Here is a 20,299-nt window from a genome sequence, read left to right on the forward strand (position 1 = left end):
GTTATCATAGAAAAAACGGGAGAAGGAGCGCCGCAAATAATGCTCCTTGCTCCCGTTTTTTTTTGCCCTTAACGGCGTTCGTCATCTGGCGCGGACGAGCGGAGGCGCTTTTTCTCGGACTGGTGGTGCTTATCCTGCAACATTCTCTCCTTGGCACGCTGCGACCGGCGTCGCTTCTGCCGACGGATTCTTTCCCACCTCCGTCTCTCTTCACTTAAGATCCCCTTCTGCCGGTTCTCGATCCGGTCCAGCAGAATCCGCCGGGCGAGAAAACGGTTCAGTGCCTGGGAGCGCTCCTCCTGGCACTTCACGGACAGGCCGGTGGGAACATGAACGAGGTGTACGCAGGTGGCAGTCTTATTGGTCTTTTGCCCTCCGGGACCCGAAGAGCGGGTGAAGTGCTCCCGGAAATCGCTTTCCGAAACTCCGAGACTGGCCATCCGCTCGGTCAGTTCCTGATATTTTTCACGGCGTATGGGCATGATCACAGTTCTCCTCTTTCGGATTGCAGCGGAATCCATACAGAGGGCATCCGCTCGCGGCGGCTCGCCCTTTCTTTGACATGTGTCCGGGGGACGCCCCGGGGCATTCTCCCCTGGCTTGGAAAGGGGCAGATGTCCTGAAATCCTGTAGCATTTTCGGTTGAATTTTTGGAGGCCCCCCTGTAGTATGCCGACACTGTTGGAGTTTGCATCCGTCGGGACCAGCGGATGACAAGCTGGCCCGTCAGGACCCGATCGCTCTGTATGCCGTCATGGGAAAGCCCGATAACCGGATGCTTCAGCGACCCAATATCAAATTTCCCGTCTGGCTGACGACCTTTTTCCTTCTGCTCTTCCTGGTCCTCATGGCATTGACGGTGAATCATGCCCTGCGTAAAGGGGTGGCGGAACCGTTCAGCCGGCAGGAGCTGACCTTCGCCCTTGTCGCAGCGGGGCTGATCCTTGTCCTGTTCACGGGCGGAGTCACCCTGGCTTACATGGCCCGGCGAAGGAAGTTCATTCGTGAGGAACTGGCCCGCCTTCAGGAAGTGGAAGCCTGGGAGGAACGCCTCCTCCGCGAGAAAAAGACTGTCGAGGGAATCATAGAGGGTTCCCCCATTCCCACCTTTGTCATTGACCGCAACCACCGTATCATTCTCTGGAACAAGGCCTGTGCCGATCTGACCGGCCTGGAGCAGGCCGACATGATCGGAACCGACAAGCAGTATATTCCTTTTTATGGTCCGGACCAGAAGCGTCCGGTGATTGCCGACCTGATCGTGGATCAGGATATGCCGGGACTGGAGCAATTTTATGGCACGAAGAAAGTTCAGCCGTCCAAACAGGTGGAGGGAGCCTACGAAGCCAGAGACTATTATAACAATCTGGGAGGCAAGCCCCGGCACCTCTATTTTCTTGCCGCGCCGATCTTTGACGAGAAGGGCCAGATCATCGCCGCCATTGAGACCCTTCAGGATGTAACCCCGGAAGTGGAGATGGCACAGCACCTCAGGGATTCGCAGGAGCAGCTGGCCAGGGAAAAGAAAACCGTTGAGGGAGTCATCGAGGGCTCACCCATCCCGATGTTCGTTATCGACCGCTCCCATCGAATCATCTTCTGGAATCGTGCACTGACGGAAATGAGCGGTTACGGTGTCAATGAAATGATCGGGACGGACAAGCAGTACCTCCCGTTTTACAAGGAAAAGCGTCCGCTCATTGCCGACCTGATCGTGGATAACAATATTGCGGAGCTGGATCGTTATTACGCAAAAAAAATGGTCCGTCCCTCCACCGTGGTCAAGGGCGCTTACGAGGCCCGGGATTACTACGAGGATCTCGGCGGCAAGCCGCGCCACCTGTATTTCCTGGCGGCGCCGATCTTCGACGAAAAGGGACAGGTCATCGCGGCCATCGAAACGCTTCAGGACGTCACCCGCGAAGTGGAGATGTCCAACAACATGAAAGAATACGCCGAGACCCTGGAGAACGAGGTCACGGAGAACGTCAACCTCCGCCATCAGATCGAAGCGGTCCATAATTATCTGCGGTCCATTGTTGAAAGCTCTCCGGATAACCTCTTTGATCTGGGACCCGATGGAACGGTCAACTTCATCAGCCGCATCCCGAAGTTCATGAATGGACTGACAGCCGAAGAAATGAAGGGCCGGCACTTCACGGATTTTGTGGGATCCGAACATCGGGACGATCTGCTGGCCCGGTTCGAGGATGCCAAAAGAGGGGTATTCACACCGTTTGAAATGGAGGTGGCCCTGAGTGACGGAACCCGCCGGAACCTTCTTCTCACCGCACGTCCTCTCCGCGGAACGGAACGGCTCGTGGTGGTCGAGCGGGACATTACGGAGTTCAAGGAGCTGGAGGAGAAGTTCTACGAGAGCCAGAAACTGGCGGCTGTCGGCCAGCTTTCGGCCGGCATTGCCCACGAAGTCCGGAATCCCCTTTCTTCCATCAAGATGAGCCTGCAGATTCTCGAAAAGAGGCTGCAGCCTACCGGAAACGATCTCAAACGCTTCAAAATCGCGCAGCGGGAAGTGGAGCACCTGGAACACCTGGTGAACGACGTGCTCATTTTCGCGCGCCCGGAGGAGCCGAGAAAGAGGATGACCGACATCCGCCGGGTTCTGGAAAATGCCATGGAGATGGTGGAAAAATCCCTGGCGGACAAGAATATACAGGTCGAATACCGCTTCGCCGAGGATGTTCCCGTCGCCGCCGTCGATGGGGCCATGCTGGAGCAGCTTTTCCAAAACCTGTACCGGAATGCAATCGATGCCATGGAGGCTGACGGCAGGCTGGTCGTAAGCACAATGATGCGGGCAGAGGAAGGACAACCCGTGCTGGTCGTGGAGGTGGAAGACAACGGCTGCGGGATCGATGAGGAAGCGATGCCGCATGTGTTCAATCCCTTTTTTACCCGGAAAAGCTACGGAACGGGGTTGGGGCTGACACAGGTCAAGAAGATCGTGGATCTTCATCGGGGAAACATTGAGATCCGGAGCCGCAGGGGAGAGGGGACCCGGGTGATCGTGACGCTTCCGCTTGGCATGGGAAACGGCAAAGCGGCCGGCGCTGCGGTTGAGAGGAACGGGAATTGAGCCGGATCCAGAGGAGCGACGGAATGGCCAAGATTCTTGTCATCGATGACGACGAATCCATCTGTGAAACCCTCGAGATGTACCTCTCGGAAGAGGGATATGAAGTGGTGACGGCCAATACCGGGACGTCCGGTCTCAACCGATACGTGGAGGGTCCCACCGATGTGGTGATCCTGGACATCCGTCTGCCGGACATTGACGGCTTCACCGTCCTGGAGGATCTCCGGGAAGAAAACGAGAATGTGAAAGTCATCATGATCACGGCCCACCACGACATGGACTCGACCATCAAGGCCATGAAGGGCGGCGCCTTCGATTACATCCACAAGCCGGTTAATGTCGACGAACTGGACGTGGCCATCAAAAAGGCCCTCAAGACCAACGAGATGGAAAAGAAGATCGACGGCCTCCTCATGGAGCCCTCCCGGCGCTTCAAGGTGGGAGACATCATCGGCGCGGGACGGCTGATGAGGGAGATTTTCAAGACCATCGGCGTGGTCTCCCAGAGCAAGACCACGGTGATGGTCCAGGGCGAGAGCGGTACCGGCAAGGAGCTGATCGCCCGGGTCATACACAACAATACGTCGCCCGACGAACCGTATATCGCCATCAACTGTTCCGCCATCGTCGAGACCCTGCTGGAATCGGAGCTCTTCGGCCACGAGAAGGGATCCTTCACAGGCGCGTTCACGCGCAAACTCGGGAAATTTGAGTTGGCCAGGCAGGGAACGGTTTTCCTCGACGAGATCAGCGAGATGTCCCTCAATCTTCAGGCCAAGCTCCTCCGGGTCCTTCAGGAGATGGAGTTCGAGCGGGTCGGGGGAAAGGACCGGGTGGCCGTCCACGCCCGGGTCATCGCCGCGACCAACCGGGATCTGAAGACCCTGGTGGAGGAGGGGAAATTCCGGGAGGATCTCTATTACCGGCTGAACATCGTGTCGATCCGTATTCCCGCCCTGCGAGAGCGCAGGGAGGATATCCCCTCCCTCGTCGACTACCTCCTGGCGAAGATCAATGTGGACCTCCACAAGCGAATCGTGAGCGTGTCCGAGGAAATGATGGACGTCTTCATGAAGTATGACTGGCCCGGCAACGTCCGGGAGCTGGAAAACCTGCTGGTCCGGGCGGCGGTTGTTGCCAAGGGGCAGGTCCTGGGAAAGAGCGATTTCCCGGAACTCCTGGAGGACGAGAAGGCCGGGGCGGGCCCCGGAGAAAAAGCGGAGAAAGCAAAGCTGCCGTACCGGAGTTTTTCGGGGAAGATCATGACCCTGGATGAACTGGAGGAGGACCAGATCCGGAGGATTCTGGCCGACGGAGGCCGGAACAAGGGGGAAATCTGTGAAAGCCTCGGCATCTCCCGGCCCACATTCGAGCGGAAGCTCGAGAAGTACGGCATCAACTTTGAAAAGGAATGATTCGGGAGGCTCAAGAGCCGGCCGATCCAAACTGGAAAGTCTTTCAGAATGACCCAGGCCGTTTTTGCAGGAACCGCCGCCGATCCTTCTCAGTTCCCCCGGGAGGGGCTCCCCGAGATCGCATTTGCCGGCCGCTCCAATGTCGGGAAATCATCCCTGATCAACGCTCTTCTGAATCGCCGGGGCCTGGCCAGAACGAGCAAGGCACCCGGGAAGACAAGGGCGATCCAGTTTTTCCGCGTCGACAGCGAGTTGCTGTTTGCGGACCTTCCCGGGTATGGCTTCGCCCGGGTCGCCCGGTCCATTCGGGAGGACTGGGGTCCCCTGATCGAGGGGTACCTGACGGACAGGGGACCCTTGAAACTCCTTATTCTCCTGCTGGATATCCGCCGCGACGTCACCCCCGACGATCAGGCGTTATTGGAGTGGCTCGCTCTCATGAAGAATCCAACGCTGGTCGTCCTGACGAAAGTCGACACCCTTTCGCGAACACAACAGCTGGCGCGGGAGCGATTGATCCGCTCTGCGATTGGATGGGCGGATCCTCTCCCGATGGTTTCAGCCCGGACGGGAGCCGGCAAGAACGCCCTGTGGGGAGAAATCCGCCGGCGGGCGCTCTGAACGTTGCTGCAGAAAATGGATTTTCCCTTTGGGGTGCGAAAAAGGCGGGCCTGCCTTCTGAAACGATGCTGAGGGTTCCGCGACGAACCCCACGCCGTGGCACAAAGAACAAAAGGGAACGGATTCCGAATCGTTCCCTTTTTTATGATGCGGAAGTATGTAGTGTGTTTCCCGTGTCGACCGGGGTGGAGCCGGGGCGTTGAAGCGGACGTTTTTCAGCGTCCCGTCACAGGGAGTATATCTCTTCGCCCACGATGCGCACCCAGTTCTGCTTCAGGATTCGGGCCGCTTCTTCGATCTTGTCCACGCCCAGGATCACAATGGTCTCCCGGCCGATTCGGTTGATGGTCGTATAGAGGTAATGGACGTTGACGTCGCTGCCGGCCAGGGGTTTGAGGATGGCGTTCATTCCTCCCGGGTGGTCGGGTACCTCCGCCGCCAGAACCGCCGTTACTTCATAATTGTACCCGAATGTCGTCAGGATGGCGGCGGCCCGTTCCGGCTCGTTCACCACCAGCCGGACCATGCTGCTTTCGGCCGTACTGGCCGTGAGCAGCGCCTTGGCGCTGACGCCTTCGTTGTCCAGGATGTTCGAGAGCTTCAGAAGCGTTCCCGGGACATTGTCCAGCAGAACCGAGATCTGGTTGACGATCTTCATCGGCCGGCCCCCCCGTCGACGGATTCGAGAAAGCGGAACCCGGCATCAAAGGCTTTCCGGTTCGAATCGTGCATCGCCTTCTTCTTGCTTCCCATGATGGTCTCCAGGCTCTTCATGTATGTCTCCGGCCGGATGATCCCCGTCTTCTGCAGGAAAGCCCCCATCATGACGACATTGGCGGCCCTCGGGTTGCCGACTTCCTCCGCCATCTCCGCGCAGGGAACGGCGTAGAAGGTGATGTCCCGGCGGGTCGGCCGGGTCTCGATGATGGATGCGTTCAGGAACAGGATGCCGCCCTTGGCCAGTCGGTTCTGGAACGTGTAAAGGGATGGCGCGTTCATGACGACCAGGTAATCCGGCTCCGAGGCGATGGGGGAGGCGATTTCCTCATCCCCCAGGGAGATCGTACAGTTGGCCGTTCCGCCTCGCATCTCGGCGCCATAGGCGGGCAGGTAGGTTACGTGAAAACCTTGCGACATGGCCCCATGGGCGAGGCTGTAGCCCATCATGAGTACGCCCTGGCCGCCGAAACCCGAGAAGATGGTCTTGACGTTCATGACTGCTTCTCCTTCCCGGCTTCTTTGGCGCCGATGTCCTTGAGGACACCCAGGGGGAATTCCTTCGTCATGACCTCGTCGATCCACTTGCAGGCGTCAACGGCGCTCATCTTCCAGTTCGTGGGGCAGGGGGAGAGGATTTCCACCATGCTGAAACCGCGGTTGTCCATCTGATACTGGAAGGCCTTCCGAATGGACCGTTTGGTCTTCATGACCGCGGCGGGACTGTTGACGGCGCAGCGCTCTATGTAGGCCGACCCCCTGAGCTGGGCAAGGATCTCGCTGATCCGTACGGGGTATCCGTCCAGCAGCGGGGTCCGGCCCGGGGGGGACGTCGTGGTCTTCTGTCCGAGGATGGTTGTAGGGGCCATCTGGCCGCCCGTCATCCCGTAGACCGCGTTGTTGATGAAAATGATGGTGATGTTTTCTCCCCGGTTGGCGGCATGGAAGCTCTCGGCGGTGCCGATGGCCGCGAGGTCGCCGTCGCCCTGGTACGAAAAGACGAGGTGTTTCGGCAGGACTCGCTTGACCCCCGTGGCCAGGGCCGGTCCGCGGCCGTGGGGAGCCTCGATCATGTCGATATCAAAGTAGAAGTATGCCAGAACGGCACATCCCGCCGGGGGAACGCCGATGGAACTGCCGCGCATGTCCATTTCGTCGATGACTTCGGCCACCAGACGATGGACGATGCTGTGCCCGCACCCCGGACAGTAATGGTAGGGGGCGGCTTTGAGGCTTCTGGGTCTTCCGAAGATCTTTTTCATGACTTGTCGGATCCTTGACAGGCTGGTCCGGGATTATGGTCCGAACGGACCTTCCACAACCTTGAATCGGAGGAAGCGATCCACGTAGGCATCCTTCTGCGGATACCGGCGGGATACGACGTTGGACAGTTCCGCCGGAGTCGGGACGACACCGCCGGGACGACCGAAGAAATCGATGTTGGCGAATCCCTGGAGGGCAAGGCGGACGTCGTCCAGCATCTGTCCCGTGCTCATCTCGAAGACGATGAAGTGCTTGATATGCTCCGACAGCTCCCGGAGTTCGCGGGTGGGAAAAGGCCACAGGCTGATGGGGCGGAACAGCCCCACCTTCAGGTCCATGCCGCGGAGGCGACGGATGGCGCCCTTGGCGACCCGGGCGGCGGTTCCATAGGCGACGATCATCATCTCCGCGTCCTTCGCCTCGTGGATTTCACAGCGGGTCTCCTGTCGGCTGATCAGGTTGTATTTCCGGGCCAGCTTCCAGTTGTGCTCCTCCATCTCGATGGCGTCCAGAATGAGTCCACGGATGAACTTGCTCTTTCCGTCGCCCGCCCCCTTCAGGACATAGCAATCCGGGTACTGCCGGGGCTTGGGTTTCCGGAACACCACGGGCTCCATCATCTGGCCCATCATTCCGTCGGCGAGGATCATGACCGGCGTCCGGTACTTGTCCGCCAGGTCGAAGGCGTCCATGGTCAGGTCCGCCAATTCCTGGCCCGTGGCGGGTGCCAGGACGATCGTCCGGTAGTCGCCATGACCGCCCCCGCGGGTGGCCTGGAAATAGTCACCCTGGGAGGGTCGGATGTTCCCCAGACCGGGGCCGCCGCGCATCATGTTGACGATCACGCCGGGAAGTTCGCAGGCGGCCATGGAGGAGATGCCTTCCTGCTTGAGGGATATGCCAGGGCTGGAGGACGATGTCATCGCCCGGGCTCCGGCGGCGCTGGCTCCGGCGATCATGTTGATCGCGGCGATCTCGCTCTCCGACTGGATGAAAACACCGCCATCCGCCTTGCGGAGGTTCTCCGCCATGTACTCCGTCAACTCGTTCTGGGGGGTGATGGGATAACCGGCATAGAAGCAGCAGCCCGCACGGATGGCGGCCTCGCCGATCACGCAGTTTCCCTGCATCAGGACCTTATTCACGGTACACCTCGATGGCCACCTCCGGACAGATCACGCCGCACAGGGCGCAGCCGGTGCATTTACCGTCCTCCACCGCCTCCACGGGGCGGTACCCTTTCTGGTTGAATTCCTTGCCCGGATGTATGTTTCCCTGCTTGCAGGCCTGGATGCAGAGGTGGCATTCCTTGCACAGGTTCCGGTCAATGACGATCTTTCCCTTCGGTGCCATTCCGTCTCCTGTAGGGGGGAGAATAGGTACAAAACAGGAGGGCCTTTATTCAAAAACCGGCCCGAAAGTCAAGGCGAAACTTCGGATCAGATCCTTGCCACCTGGAAGCCCTCCAGCCGGATTGCCACGGAACGCTGAAGGAGCTCAATGGAAACCACGAACATCTCCTGCTGGTAGTCGGCCTTCAGGACGACGCCCTCGATGCCTAGGAAAGGGCCGTCGACAATGCAGGCCCGCTCTCCCACCTTCGGGTACTGGATCTGCCGGATTTCCACGCGGGAGGTAACCAGGCGCTGGATGGCGTCGATCTTGTCGTCTGGAACGGGGATCGGATCCTGGCCGTTCGGCCGGCCGAGGATGCGCACGACGCCGGCCGTCTTGAGGATGTCGAGGCGGGTCTGGTTGTCCATCTCGGCTGTTTCGGCAAAGATGTATCCCGAAAACATGGGGATATGGATCTTTTTCCGCCGGTCTTTGCGTTTGCTCCATACCTCCATTTTCGGCAGAAAGGCGTGGATTGCCTTCTGGGTCAGCCCCAGGAGGACCTTGTCTTCGTGCCGGCTTTTGGTATGGATGGCATACCAGGGCATGTCCTGGGAGTCCTTATTTTTGTAAGTTTTCAGAATTGCCGGAGAGAACGTCCGGAGTTCTCGGCGGCATCGGACGGTCCCGGAGGCGGCCGTCGAAGATCATGTCGTCTCCCCGCCGGAAGATCCTTCGCCAGGTGAGCCCGAGGGAATCCTCCATCTTTTTAATGCCCAGGTCTCCCACCGCTTCGATCCCCCTGCCTACGATCTTCGGAGCGACCACGACGACAATCCGGTCTGCCAAGCGTTCCCGAAGGACCGACGTGATCACCCCCGCTCCGCCCTCCACGAGCACCGACGTGATTCCCTTGCGTCCCAGAGCCATAAAGAGATTGTACAGATCGACATGGCCCGCCGCATCTTTTGAAACCTGCAAAACATCAGCGCCCTTCCGCCTGATCTGATCGATCTTCCGTCGGGAGGCACGTTCGGTAACGGCGACGAGGGTCCCTGCGGTGCTCAGATCCTGAAGAATCCGGGCCTCAGAGGGAATACGCAGGGAGCCGTCGACAACGATCCGGAGAGGGTTGCGTCCCCTCACCAGGCGGACTGTCAGTTCCGGATCGTCCGCCAGGACGGTTCCGGCTCCGACGAGAATCGCATCGTGGACGCTGCGCAGGCGATGGGCGAATGCGAGGGAGGGGGGAGAGCTGATCCAGCGCGAATGGCCGGTACAGGTGGCGATCCGGCCGTCCAGCGTCTGGGCGAATTTCAGCGTGACGAAGGGTTGCCCCGTTTCCATATACTTGAAGAAGCGCTCGTTCAGCGCGCGGCATCGGGATTCCAGGACACCCACGGTTGTCCGGATGCCGGCCCGCTCCAGGGCGGCGATTCCGGCGCCTGCAACAAGGGGATTCGGATCCTTCGTGCCGATGACGACGCGGGCCGGTTTGTGTTTTGTCAGAGCTTCAACGCACGGTGGGGTCCGGCCGTAATGACTGCATGGTTCCAGCGTGACATAGACGGTCGCCCCCTCGACAGGCTCCGAGGCCGCTTGAAGAGCGTTGATCTCCGCATGTTCTCTGCCGCAGCATCGGTGGTACCCTTCTCCGATGATCCGGCCGCCCCGGACGATGACGGCGCCCACCATCGGATTTGGAGTGACCCGGCATTCGCCTCTCCCTGCAAGGGAAAGGGCTCTCTGCATATAACGTTCGTCGCTGTTCATCCGGATCTTCTCCTTCGCTGCCGCGGTCGCCGACCTATATCACGCGCGGCCTGGAAGGAAAAATGCTTTTTGTTGGGCATCCGGGGGATTTATGGTATACATCCCGCGCCATTGAAAGAACCGGTGTAATGAAAGGAGACTCTGCATGAAAGGGATTGTCCTGGCGGGAGGGCTGGGGACCCGGATGTTTCCCCTGACCAAGGTGACCAACAAGCATCTCCTGCCCGTCTATAACGAACCGATGATTTATTATCCCATCAAGACCCTCGTCAATGCGGGCATCGACGAGATCCTGATCGTGACAGGCGGCGGGAATTCAGGCGATTTTCTCAGGCTGCTGGGCAACGGCAAGGACTTCGGACTCAGGCACATCAACTATACCTACCAGGAAGGAGAAGGGGGCATTGCCGCCGCCCTGAGCCTGGCGGAGTACTTTGCCGATGATGACCGCATCATCGTCATCCTGGGCGACAACGTCATTGAGAAAAACATCCACCAGGCCGTACAGGCCTTCCGGGAGCAGAAGGAAGGTGCCCGGATCCTGCTCAAGGAAGTTTCCGATCCCCAGCGGTTCGGGGTTCCCGTGTTCGAAGGGGACCGCATCGTCCGAGTGGAAGAGAAGCCGGCGAATCCGGCTTCTTCGTATGCCGTCATCGGCATTTATATGTACGACCGCCGCGTGTTTGATTTCATCAAGACCCTGAAGCCTTCCCAGCGGGGGGAGCTGGAGATCACCGACGTGAACAACTTCTACATCCGGGAAGGAAAGATGGAGTGGAACATCCTGGACGGCTGGTGGTCCGATGCGGGTACCTTCGAATCCCTTCTCTATGCCTCCAATATGGTGGCCAAGACGGGGGCGAACCGCCTTGCGTGAAGGGGTGGGATGGAAAGTGAATGGAGAGGCGTCATGATCGACGGCGTCAAGATCAAGAAGCTCAAGGTGATCCCCGACGAGCGGGGACGGCTCATGGAGATCCTCCGTGCGGACGACGATATGTTCCGGACCTTCGGACAGGTCTACATGACCACCGCCTATCCCGGGGTTGTCAAAGGCTGGCATTATCACAAGGAGCAGTCGGACAACATGGCCGTCGTCCGAGGGATGATGAAGATCGTTCTCTACGATTCCCGAAAGGATTCCCCGACCTGCGGGGAAGTGAATCAGTTCTTTGCCGGGGAGCACAACCCCATCCTGGTCCACATTCCACCTTACGTCTACCACGGCTTCAAGTGCATCTCCGGGGAGGAAGCGATCGTGGTGAACGTGCCCGACCGGGTGTACCGCTACGACGACCCGGATGAATACCGGGCCGATCCCCATAACAACGACATTCCGTACAGCTGGGACCGGAAGGACGGATAGCGAAAGGCGACCATGGCCGTATTCATGGACATCTTCATCACGGTCGCGGCAGCCTGCATCGGCAGCTTTCTCAACGTCTGCATCGCCCGGATGCCCGTCGAAGGACAGTCCATCGTGAAGCCCGCGTCGCGGTGCCCCCGGTGCGGGCACCCGATTCGCATCTACGATAACATCCCGATCATCAGCTGGCTGATTTTGAGGGGGAAATGCCGGGACTGCGGAGAGCCCATCTCCTTCCGGTATCCCCTGGTGGAGGCGTTGACGGCCCTGCTGGGGTGGCTGCTTTTCAACATGTTCGGCCTCGGCCTCCCCTTTCTGGCTGCCTTCGTGTTTGTCTGTGCCCTCATCGTCATCACCTTCATCGACCTGGACCACCAGATCATCCCCCATGCGATCACCCTGCCCGGGATTCCGCTCTGTCTCCTGGCGGCCGTCTTCATCATGCGGGTCCCGGTGGTGGATTCGTTTCTGGGGATCATGATCGGAGCGGGCACCCTCTATTTCGTGGCGGTGTACTTTGAGGCCATTACGGGAAAAGAGGGCATGGGCGGCGGAGACGTCAACCTGCTGGCCATGCTGGGCGCTTTTTTCGGCTGGAAATCATTGCTCTTCATTATTCTGGCGAGTTCCTTCACCGGAGCGCTGGCCGGGGTAGGATACATCCTGCTGAAAAAGAAGGGCCGGGAGACTCCCATCCCGTTCGGCCCTTTCCTCTGCCTTGGGGCCCTGGGTTATCTTTTTGCCGGGGAGCCTTTTCTGCGCTGGCTCCTGACGCGCGCGTAAGGCTCAAAAAGGCTTGACTTCATCGGGTGGTGCGGATAGATGTATCGCCCGAGCGGTAAGGAATCGGCGCCTGTTGCGGGTTGATTTCCGGACGCGAAGTTGATCGAAGGCTGAAAAGGGGGATCTCAATGGGAACGGATAAAAAATACTGTGCGATCTGTGCGTGGCGAGGCACCTGCCAGAAGCGGTTCAGCGTCTCGACGGATTCCTCGGGGAACGTGCATTGTCCCGATTACACGAGGGATCTGGCGATCAAGGACCAGGATATCGAAACGGCGAAGAAGAAATTCGACGGATAGGAACGGACCCCCGGCGGGATCCGGGCCTGAAAGCATTGGATTTCTCGATGCGGATCCCAATGGTGAGTTTCTGAACCAGCAGTTTTGAAAAGGTTGGCCCCGTGCCAGCCTTTTTGCTGTCCTGAAGGGGATATTATTTAAAAACCGGTATGAAACGAACGCTGCAAAACATGCTCTCCGAGGCCCTGACGGCCTCTTTCCGGGAAGGGCTCCTGCCGTCGTGTGACGTTCCCGTCCTTGAAGTGGACTGGACGAAAGACCCCGTCCACGGTGACTATGCCTCCAACGCGGCCATGGTCCTGGCCTCCCGCCTGAAGAGAAAGCCGCGCCAGATCGCGGAGATCCTCGTGGCGAAGCTCGGCGATTCCGGGGGTGTCATTCAGAAGATGGAAATCGCCGGTCCCGGTTTCATCAACTTTTTCGTTGCGCCGGTCCAATGGTACCAGAAGCTCGGGGAGGTTGAGGAGAGGGGTGAACGGTACGGAATGTCGGACCTCGGACGGAACCGGAGAATGCAGGTTGAATTCGTCAGTGCCAATCCGACCGGGCCCCTGCACATCGGGCATGCCCGCGGTGCCGTGGTGGGTGACGTCGTCGCAAACATCCTTGCCGCCACCGGGCACTCGGTTTTCCGGGAGTACTACATCAACGATGCGGGCAACCAGATGAACAACCTGGGGCGCTCCGTTTATTACCGATACCTGCAACTCCTGGGAGAGGACGTCATATTCCCGGAAAACGGGTACCAGGGAGATTACATCACGGAACTCGCCCGGGAGATCCTGGACCGGGACGGCGATCGCTACCGGACCTTGGGAGAACAGGAGTCCGTGCCGCTCCTGTCTTCCGACGCCGGTGGCGTGATCCTGGAGGGGATCAAGGACGACCTGAAGGCCTTCGGCGTGGTTTTCGATCTCTATTTCAGCGAACGGGAACTCTACAAGGACGATGGTGTTGCAAGACTTCTTGAGGAGTTGAAGCAAAAGGGATTCATCTACGAAGAGGAAGGCACCCTTTGGTTCCGGACGACCTCGTATGGAGATGAGAAGGACCGGGTGGTGGTGCGTCAGAACGGCGAGCCGACGTATTTTGCCGCCGACATCGCCTATCACAGGAACAAGTTCGCCCGGGGGTTCGATACGGTCATCGACATCTGGGGTGCCGATCACCACGGATACATTCCACGGATGATGGCTGGCGTCCAGGCCATCGGTCACGAGCGCGAAGCACTACAGGTGATCCTCGTGCAACTCGTCAACCTGCTCCGCGACGGGAAACCGGTGGCCATGTCCACCCGGGCCGGCGAGTTCGTTACGCTCAGGCAGGTTGTCGACGAGGTGGGGAAGGACGCGGCCCGGTACAATTTCCTCATGCGCCGCTCCGACAGCCACCTTGATTTCGATCTGGAAGTGGCGAAGCGCCAGTCCAACGAGAACCCCGTTTATTACGTCCAGTACGCCCATGCCCGGATCTGTAGCATCTTCAGGACCGCGGTGGAACGGAATGTCGTCAGGCCCGTGCGCCGGGAGGTGGATCCGTCGGCCCTGAATCTGGACGAGGAAATTGCCCTCATCAAGACGATTGTCCGCTATCCGGAGGTCGTGGAAGCGGCGTCCCTGACCCTGGAACCGCACCGCCTGACCTTTTATCTGAACGATCTCGCAGGGTTGTTTCACAGTTACTACAACCGGAACAAGGTGCTTTCCGAGGACGAGTCCCTGAGCAGGGCGCGTCTCTTCCTGGTCGCCTGTATCCAGACGGTGATCCAAAACGGATTGAACCTGCTCGGTGTGGCGGCGCCCGAAGCGATGTAACATCCGGTTTTTCCCGCAGCGGCAAGGAGAACGGCGGCATGCCCCCGAGGAACGAAAAGCGATTCGAATTCCGGCTGGGAAAGCGCGGATTGCTGCTCTTTGCCGCGGGAATGTCGGTTCTCATCTTCGCCTCCTTCTGGGTGGGACTGCAGATGGGCCGGGATATGGAGAATCCGGCCATCCGGATCAGCCGCTCATCCCCGGCCGGGGCAGAAAAGGTAGGAACGACGGCGACGGCTCCGGCAAAAGCCGTTGAGACACCGCCCATGGGAGGGGAGAAGGCTGCAGCAGTGTCACCCGGTATCACCCCGGTGGGGCAGGCGGCATCATCCGGTGCGGTTCCTCCACCGGCCCAGGCGGCTCAGCCGGCCGGCCGGCCGCCGGTGCCCTTGCCGGCTGCCGTACCCTCTCCACCGTCAGGTGCTGCGGCAGCGCAGAAAGGGGCGGCCCCATCGACGAGTGCGACGGAACGTGCAGCGGCGGGTTCGAAGGATGCGGCTGCGGAGAAAAAGGCCGCAAAGGCGATTGCGCCGCCTGCACCTGCCCCTGGGGCGACGACGGGGAGCGTGACTCCCGGAAAATCGTCAGAACCGGCGAAGGAGACCGGGAAGGGGAAAGAATCCTTCAGCCTGCAGGTCGCCTCCTACAAGGAAAAAGCGAAGGCTGACGAGACGGCGAAAAAACTGGGGTCCCTCGGATTCAAGCCGCGCGTTCTGGCTGTTGACCTGCCGGCGAAAGGGCGCTGGTACCGTATCGTCGTCGGTGGATTTGAGTCCAGGGAGGCGGCGCAAAAGGCCGCTGATCGGATCGCGAAGAAGATCCAAGGAGCAAGCTGCATCATCCGCAAAATCTGATTTTTTCAGGGTGACGGGCTGTCTCTGCGAAGGTCCGGAGACGGTTGCGTGCCGTGTCGCATGCATTCCGGAACAAAAGTGCCGAAAGCATGCAGCGAAGGCTGACGATCATGTTCGAAAATCTGACGGAAAAGCTGGAAGGAATCTTCAAGAAGCTCAGGGGCCGCGGCGTATTGACGGAGGAGAACATCCAGGAGGCCATGCGGGAGATCCGCATGGCTCTTCTCGAAGCGGATGTAAACTTCCGGGTCGTTCGCGATTTCGTTGAGGACGTCCGCACCCGCGCGGTCGGCCAGCACGTTCTGGAAAGCCTGTCACCGGGGCAGCAGGTCGTCAAGATCGTCCACGACCGCCTCGTGGAGCTCATGGGCACAACGGGAAGCGCGATGCGCTTCGGGAACAGGATCCCAACGCCGGTCATGATGGTGGGTCTCCAGGGGTGCGGAAAGACGACAACGTCCGTGAAACTGGCCCGTTTCCTGGCGGCTCAGGGGAAACGGGTATCCCTCGTTTCCGCCGACGTCTATCGGCCCGCTGCCATCGAACAGCTGCGGGTCCTTACTGGGTCCATCGGTGCCGGTTTCCACCGGGCGGATGACATGAAGGATCCCGTGAAAATCTGCCTGAACGCCGTCGATGAGGCCCGTTCGAAAGGGTATGAAGTCCTGATCATCGACACCGCGGGTCGACTGCACATCGACGAGGAAATGATGGACGAGCTGCGGCGCATCAAGGAGGCCGTCCAACCCGGGGAGATTCTTTTCGTGGCCGATGCGATGACCGGTCAGGAAGCGGTAAACGTGGCGGCAAAGTTCAACGAGAGCCTCGGCATCGACGGTGTCATCATGACGAAGATGGACGGGGATGCAAGGGGCGGTGCGGCCCTTTCGCTGCGCGCGGTCATTGGAAAGCCGATCAAATTTGTCGGTGTCGGGGAGAAGGTGGACGCGCTGGAGCCGTTCCACCCGGAGCGGATGGCTTCCCGGATCCTCGGGATGGGCGATATTCTGACCCTGGTGGAGAAGGCCCAGACGGTCGTCGATCAGAAGAAGGCCCTTGAACTGGAGCGGAAAATCCGTAAGAATGAATTCACCCTTGAAGATTTCCGCGACCAGTTGTCTCAGATCCGAAAGATGGGATCGCTCCAGGACATTCTGGGCATGATTCCTGGCCTGGGGCGAATGAAGGCGATGAAGGATACCATGCCCGATGAAAAGGAACTCGTACGGATCTCTGCCATCATCGATTCCATGACCCGGCAGGAAAGGGCGAACTACCTTATCATCGAAGGCTCAAGGCGCAAAAGGATTGCCCGGGGAAGCGGGACCTCCGTACAGGACGTGAACCGGCTGTTGAAAAATTACATTGAGATGAGAAAAATGATGAAACGGATGACCTCCAAGGACGGGATGAAGGCCCTCCGAAGGGGGAATTTTCCCTTTTCATTCTGAAAAAGATATGTTAATCAATCACCCTTTTCGTTGGCAAAACCATTTTCGGAGGAGGTTACAAGCAGATAGGATGGCGACAAAGATAAGACTGGCACGCATGGGATCACGGAGCAGGCCTTTCTACCGTATCGTAGTAGCCGATTCCGAATTTCCCAGAGACGGGAGATTCATTGAGATCGTCGGTCACTACGACCCGAAAAAAGAGCCGGCCGAAGTAACCGTAAAGGATGAGCGCGTCCGGGATTGGCTTTCCAAGGGAGCGAAACCGACGCTTACCGTTTCCCAGCTGCTGAAGAAAAAGGGAATCCCACTGAAAGGATAGTTGCTGCCCGTTATCCCCGGACCAACGGCATGTTTCGGGCGCTTCCGACCCACGATCGATCGTGCACGCAGGAGATCCCAGGCTGCCGATGGGCAGCCGGCGAGAATCGATATTCGTGACGCTTCAATCTTTGCAGACATCACGGAGGTGGGAACGATGAAGGAGCTCATCAAGTACATGGCGCAGGCTTTGGTGGATCATCCTGATCAGGTGGAAGTGAATGAAATCGTTGGCGAACAAACCTCGGTGATCGAATTGAGAGTGGCCAAGGAGGACTTGGGGAAAGTCATCGGAAAACAGGGACGAACCGCCAAGGCAATGCGGGCCATATTGAGCGCCGCGTCCACGAAAATCCGCAAGAGAACGGTCCTAGAGATCATCGAATGATGCATGAAGCTGCTGGAAATAGGACGCATCGTCAAATGTCACGGGCTGCAGGGAGCCGTGAAGGTACTCTCCTTCCTGGAGGGAAAGCGGACACTGGAAGTCATCCGTGAAGTGTATATCGGGAAGGATGACGCATCGGCCGTTCTGTACCGGATCAAGACGATAGACCCGCTCAAGCGGGCATTTTTGCTTGCCGTGGAGGGAGTTGCCCGGATTGAACAGGCGGATTCCCTTCTGGGATGCAGCGTCTGGATACCGGCGGATCGCCTGGAGAAACTGCCCGAGGGTGAGTATTACTGGTGGCAGCTCATCGGCCTGGAGGTCCGATCGGAAGAAGGCCGATTTCTAGGATTCATCGAAGAGATCCTTCCCACGGGCAGCAACGATGTTTACGTCTGCCGGGGGGGTGAAAGGGAGATCCTGCTCCCGGCCATTGCAGACGTGATTCGGGAGATTGACATGGAAAGAGGATTCATGAGCGTCCGGATCCTCGAGGGACTTTGATCCACCATGCTCCGCTTCGATGTCCTGTCGATTTTCCCCGAGATGTTTCAATCTCCCTTCGATGCCAGCCTCATCGGGAAGGCCAGGGATAAGGGGATAATCCAGATCCACCTGCATGACATCCGGGATTACGCCGAGGGAAAACACCGGATGACCGATGACTATCCATATGGCGGTGGCGGCGGGATGGTCATGAAGGTGGAGCCGGTGGCTCGGGCGCTGGAAGCCGTTGTGCCGGACCGGGAAGGGGCTCTCGTCGTGCTCCTCACTCCCCAGGGAGAGCCGCTTCGGCAGGAACTGGTTCGGGAACTGGCCTCGTGGTCCAGGCTGGTCATGATCTGCGGGCATTACGAGGGGGTGGACGAGCGCATCCGGACGCATCTGGTCGACCGGGAGATCTCCATCGGTGACTATATCCTGACGGGAGGGGAACTGGCGGCCATGGTCCTTGTGGATGCCGTTGCCCGCCTGGTTCCCGGTGTTCTGGGAAACAGCACGTCTCCCCAGGCCGACTCCTTTTCCGACGGGCTTCTAGAATACCCGCAGTATACGAGACCGGAGAATTTCCGGGAATGGAAAGTCCCGGACGTTCTGTTGTCGGGCCATCACAAGGCCATTGAAGACTGGAGGAGAAGGGAAGCGTTGAAGAGGACCTGGCAGAGGCGCAGGGACCTCCTTGAATCAGCACCGCTGCGGGACGAAGACCGGGAAATGCTGCAGAGCCTGGTCCTGGAGAAGGAGCGGGAAGGTCTGTAACGCCGGTTTTCGATTCCATGACGGCGGGCAGAGAGCAAGAGAGAGACAGGTCGACCAAAGGCTTATTACAGGGATTGCCTTGAAGGGATAGAAGGAGGTTTTAGCCATGAATGTATTGGATATGATTGAAAAGGAACAAATGCGGGGCGACATCCCCGAGTTCAAGTCCGGTGATACGGTGAAAGTGTACGTCCGGATCGTGGAAGGCCAGAAACAGCGAATTCAGGCCTTCGAAGGAGTTGTGATCCGGAAAAGGCGTGGAAGCAACCGTTCCAGCTTCACCGTCCGGAAGATCTCCTACGGTATCGGAGTCGAACGAACGTTTCCGCTTCATTCCCCCGTCATCGACCGAATCGAGGTGATCAGCCGCGGCAAGGTCCGCCGGTCCCGGCTCTACTACCTGAGGGGCCTGAGAGGGAAGAAGGCCCGGATCAAGGACGCAAGCAGGATCTGAAACAGCGGGACAGGCGCACTCCATCCCGCGGCGGCGGGGTCTCTTACGGGGACCTCCGCCGAAGGGAGCGATGGATCATTTCGAACGCAAGGCTCTTCAGGAGGGTTTTTTCTCCATTGCCGGCGTTGACGAGGCCGGTCGGGGGGCTCTTTGCGGACCCGTCGTTGCCGCCGCCGTCATTTTTCCTTCCGGATACAGGAATCCCGACATTAAAGACTCCAAGCTGCTTCGCCCGCAGGTCCGGGAAACTCTCCATGACCGGATCCACCAGGACGCTCTGGCGGTCGGCATTGGAGTGATCGAAGCGCAGGTGATCGACCGGATCAACATCCTGCAGGCGACGCTGGCCGCGATGAAGGATGCCGTCCTCAGCCTGTCCCGGCGGCCGGATTACCTCCTGATCGACGGCCGGAATGCAATTCCCCTGGACTTTCATCAGAAGGTCATCGTCGGAGGAGACCGCCTGAGCGTGTCCATTGCCGCGGCTTCCATTGTGGCCAAGGTCTCCCGCGACAAGATCATGGAAATCTATCATCACCAGTTTCCGCAGTACAATTTTCTCCGGAACAAGGGATACGGAACGGAGGAACACCGGAACGCCATCCAGGTTTACGGGGCCTCCAAGATTCACCGCAAATCCTTTCACCTGAAGGGGAAGGCCTCTTCCTCTCCCTCGGAGCTTCTCCCCTTTTCATGAGGCGCCAGTCGGAAACGAAAAAAGAGGCGCCGACTCCGCGAAGAGGCGCCATTGGGGAAGAACTGGCGGCAGCTCATCTGAAAAAAGCCGGATATGTGATCGTCGAGAGAAATTATCGGTGTTCAGCCGGCGAGATGGATATCATCGCCAGGGAAGGCGATGTTCTTGTTTTCGTGGAGGTGAAAACACGGCGCTCCGGGGCCTTCGGGGAGCCGGAGGAGTCCGTGGGGCCGGAAAAACAGCGGAGGCTGACGAGGATTTCCCTTCATTACCTGAACTGGAAGGGACTCGTGAACGAGAAGTGCCGTTTTGACGTCGTATCGGTCAAGATGGATGTCTCGGGGACCCGGATTGAGGTTTTCCGGGATGCCTTTGACGGTCTCTGGTAGAA

At 58.9% G+C, this 20,299-nt stretch carries 25 protein-coding genes; 17 read left to right on the forward strand and 8 right to left on the reverse strand.

Features of this window, described 5'->3' with window-relative positions; all coding sequences use genetic code 11:
* Positions 1-68: 68 nt before the first annotated feature.
* On the reverse strand, positions 69-482 hold the full coding sequence (locus PLO63_09310; GenBank protein ID HOI74331.1) for a peptide chain release factor-like protein: 414 nt from the start codon (positions 480-482) through the stop codon (positions 69-71).
* A 293-nt stretch (positions 483-775) separates the two neighbouring features.
* Between PLO63_09310 and PLO63_09315 the strand changes: the two genes are divergently transcribed.
* From PLO63_09315 to yihA, 3 genes are read left to right on the forward strand one after another with little or no spacing between them, the layout of a single operon-like run.
* Positions 776-3,097: a PAS domain S-box protein gene (locus PLO63_09315; GenBank protein ID HOI74332.1), complete on the forward strand. Its 2,322-nt coding sequence runs from the start codon at positions 776-778 to the stop codon at positions 3,095-3,097.
* 23 nt (positions 3,098-3,120) lie between these two features.
* Positions 3,121-4,512 (forward strand): sigma-54 dependent transcriptional regulator, encoded by a 1,392-nt coding sequence (locus PLO63_09320; GenBank protein ID HOI74333.1) that lies wholly within the window; start codon positions 3,121-3,123, stop codon positions 4,510-4,512.
* Between the two features lie 48 nt (positions 4,513-4,560).
* Entirely contained in the window at positions 4,561-5,133 is a 573-nt protein-coding gene (yihA, locus tag PLO63_09325) for a ribosome biogenesis GTP-binding protein YihA/YsxC (protein HOI74334.1), read from the forward strand.
* Between the two features lie 226 nt (positions 5,134-5,359).
* On the opposite strand, the gene PLO63_09330 is transcribed toward yihA, so the two are convergent.
* The 7 genes from PLO63_09330 to ribD all read right to left on the reverse strand — a co-directional run bounded on the left by PLO63_09330 (position 5,360) and on the right by ribD (position 10,221).
* The gene (locus PLO63_09330) at positions 5,360-5,791 is read right to left on the reverse strand and encodes a hypothetical protein (protein ID HOI74335.1); all 432 of its coding nucleotides are present in this window, start codon (positions 5,789-5,791) and stop codon (positions 5,360-5,362) included.
* The gene (locus tag PLO63_09335; protein HOI74336.1) at positions 5,788-6,348 is read right to left on the reverse strand and encodes a 2-oxoacid:acceptor oxidoreductase family protein; all 561 of its coding nucleotides are present in this window, start codon (positions 6,346-6,348) and stop codon (positions 5,788-5,790) included. The genes PLO63_09330 and PLO63_09335 overlap by 4 nt, the downstream gene beginning before the upstream one ends.
* Complete coding sequence (locus PLO63_09340) at positions 6,345-7,112, reverse strand: thiamine pyrophosphate-dependent enzyme (GenBank protein HOI74337.1); 768 nt, start codon at positions 7,110-7,112, stop codon at positions 6,345-6,347. The genes PLO63_09335 and PLO63_09340 overlap by 4 nt, the downstream gene beginning before the upstream one ends.
* A gap of 33 nt (positions 7,113-7,145) precedes the next feature.
* A complete protein-coding gene (vorB, locus tag PLO63_09345) occupies positions 7,146-8,258 on the reverse strand; it encodes a 3-methyl-2-oxobutanoate dehydrogenase subunit VorB (protein ID HOI74338.1) in 1,113 nt (370 codons plus the stop codon).
* Positions 8,251-8,466 carry a 4Fe-4S binding protein gene (locus PLO63_09350; protein HOI74339.1) on the reverse strand — a complete coding sequence of 72 codons (216 nt, stop codon included), beginning with the start codon at positions 8,464-8,466 and terminating at the stop codon, positions 8,251-8,253. Before PLO63_09350 ends, vorB begins: the two co-directional genes overlap by 8 nt.
* Before the next feature lie 86 nt (positions 8,467-8,552).
* Positions 8,553-9,056 (reverse strand): UpxY family transcription antiterminator, encoded by a 504-nt coding sequence (locus PLO63_09355; GenBank protein ID HOI74340.1) that lies wholly within the window; start codon positions 9,054-9,056, stop codon positions 8,553-8,555.
* 13 nt (positions 9,057-9,069) lie between these two features.
* Positions 9,070-10,221 (reverse strand): bifunctional diaminohydroxyphosphoribosylaminopyrimidine deaminase/5-amino-6-(5-phosphoribosylamino)uracil reductase RibD, encoded by a 1,152-nt coding sequence (ribD, locus tag PLO63_09360; protein ID HOI74341.1) that lies wholly within the window; start codon positions 10,219-10,221, stop codon positions 9,070-9,072.
* A 145-nt stretch (positions 10,222-10,366) separates the two neighbouring features.
* On the opposite strand from ribD, the gene PLO63_09365 reads away from it, so the two are divergent.
* From PLO63_09365 to PLO63_09430, 14 genes are all read left to right on the forward strand, one after another.
* Entirely contained in the window at positions 10,367-11,098 is a 732-nt protein-coding gene (locus PLO63_09365; protein ID HOI74342.1) for a sugar phosphate nucleotidyltransferase, read from the forward strand.
* 9 nt (positions 11,099-11,107) lie between these two features.
* Positions 11,108-11,587: a dTDP-4-dehydrorhamnose 3,5-epimerase family protein gene (locus tag PLO63_09370; protein HOI74343.1), complete on the forward strand. Its 480-nt coding sequence runs from the start codon at positions 11,108-11,110 to the stop codon at positions 11,585-11,587.
* Between the two features lie 12 nt (positions 11,588-11,599).
* Positions 11,600-12,370, forward strand: a complete 771-nt coding sequence (locus PLO63_09375; GenBank protein ID HOI74344.1) for a prepilin peptidase — start codon at positions 11,600-11,602, stop codon at positions 12,368-12,370.
* Positions 12,371-12,498: 128 nt separating this feature from the next.
* Positions 12,499-12,669 carry a hypothetical protein gene (locus PLO63_09380; GenBank protein HOI74345.1) on the forward strand — a complete coding sequence of 57 codons (171 nt, stop codon included), beginning with the start codon at positions 12,499-12,501 and terminating at the stop codon, positions 12,667-12,669.
* A gap of 149 nt (positions 12,670-12,818) precedes the next feature.
* On the forward strand, positions 12,819-14,483 hold the full coding sequence (gene argS, locus PLO63_09385; GenBank protein ID HOI74346.1) for an arginine--tRNA ligase: 1,665 nt from the start codon (positions 12,819-12,821) through the stop codon (positions 14,481-14,483).
* A 38-nt stretch (positions 14,484-14,521) separates the two neighbouring features.
* Entirely contained in the window at positions 14,522-15,337 is an 816-nt protein-coding gene (locus PLO63_09390; protein HOI74347.1) for an SPOR domain-containing protein, read from the forward strand.
* Between the two features lie 110 nt (positions 15,338-15,447).
* Complete coding sequence (gene ffh, locus PLO63_09395) at positions 15,448-16,788, forward strand: signal recognition particle protein (GenBank protein ID HOI74348.1); 1,341 nt, start codon at positions 15,448-15,450, stop codon at positions 16,786-16,788.
* A gap of 70 nt (positions 16,789-16,858) precedes the next feature.
* A complete protein-coding gene (gene rpsP / locus PLO63_09400) occupies positions 16,859-17,110 on the forward strand; it encodes a 30S ribosomal protein S16 (protein ID HOI74349.1) in 252 nt (83 codons plus the stop codon).
* Between the two features lie 156 nt (positions 17,111-17,266).
* On the forward strand, positions 17,267-17,497 hold the full coding sequence (locus tag PLO63_09405) for a KH domain-containing protein (protein ID HOI74350.1): 231 nt from the start codon (positions 17,267-17,269) through the stop codon (positions 17,495-17,497).
* 3 nt (positions 17,498-17,500) lie between these two features.
* On the forward strand, positions 17,501-18,001 hold the full coding sequence (gene rimM, locus PLO63_09410) for a ribosome maturation factor RimM (protein HOI74351.1): 501 nt from the start codon (positions 17,501-17,503) through the stop codon (positions 17,999-18,001).
* 6 nt (positions 18,002-18,007) lie between these two features.
* On the forward strand, positions 18,008-18,757 hold the full coding sequence (gene trmD, locus PLO63_09415; protein ID HOI74352.1) for a tRNA (guanosine(37)-N1)-methyltransferase TrmD: 750 nt from the start codon (positions 18,008-18,010) through the stop codon (positions 18,755-18,757).
* Positions 18,758-18,863: 106 nt separating this feature from the next.
* A complete protein-coding gene (gene rplS / locus PLO63_09420) occupies positions 18,864-19,211 on the forward strand; it encodes a 50S ribosomal protein L19 (GenBank protein HOI74353.1) in 348 nt (115 codons plus the stop codon).
* A gap of 70 nt (positions 19,212-19,281) precedes the next feature.
* A complete protein-coding gene (locus PLO63_09425) occupies positions 19,282-19,908 on the forward strand; it encodes a ribonuclease HII (protein HOI74354.1) in 627 nt (208 codons plus the stop codon).
* Entirely contained in the window at positions 19,905-20,297 is a 393-nt protein-coding gene (locus PLO63_09430) for a YraN family protein (protein ID HOI74355.1), read from the forward strand. Before PLO63_09425 ends, PLO63_09430 begins: the two co-directional genes overlap by 4 nt.
* Positions 20,298-20,299: the final 2 nt, after the last annotated feature.

This window comes from Syntrophales bacterium (assembly GCA_035363115.1).
Lineage (GTDB): Bacteria > Desulfobacterota > Syntrophia > Syntrophales > PHBD01 > PHBD01.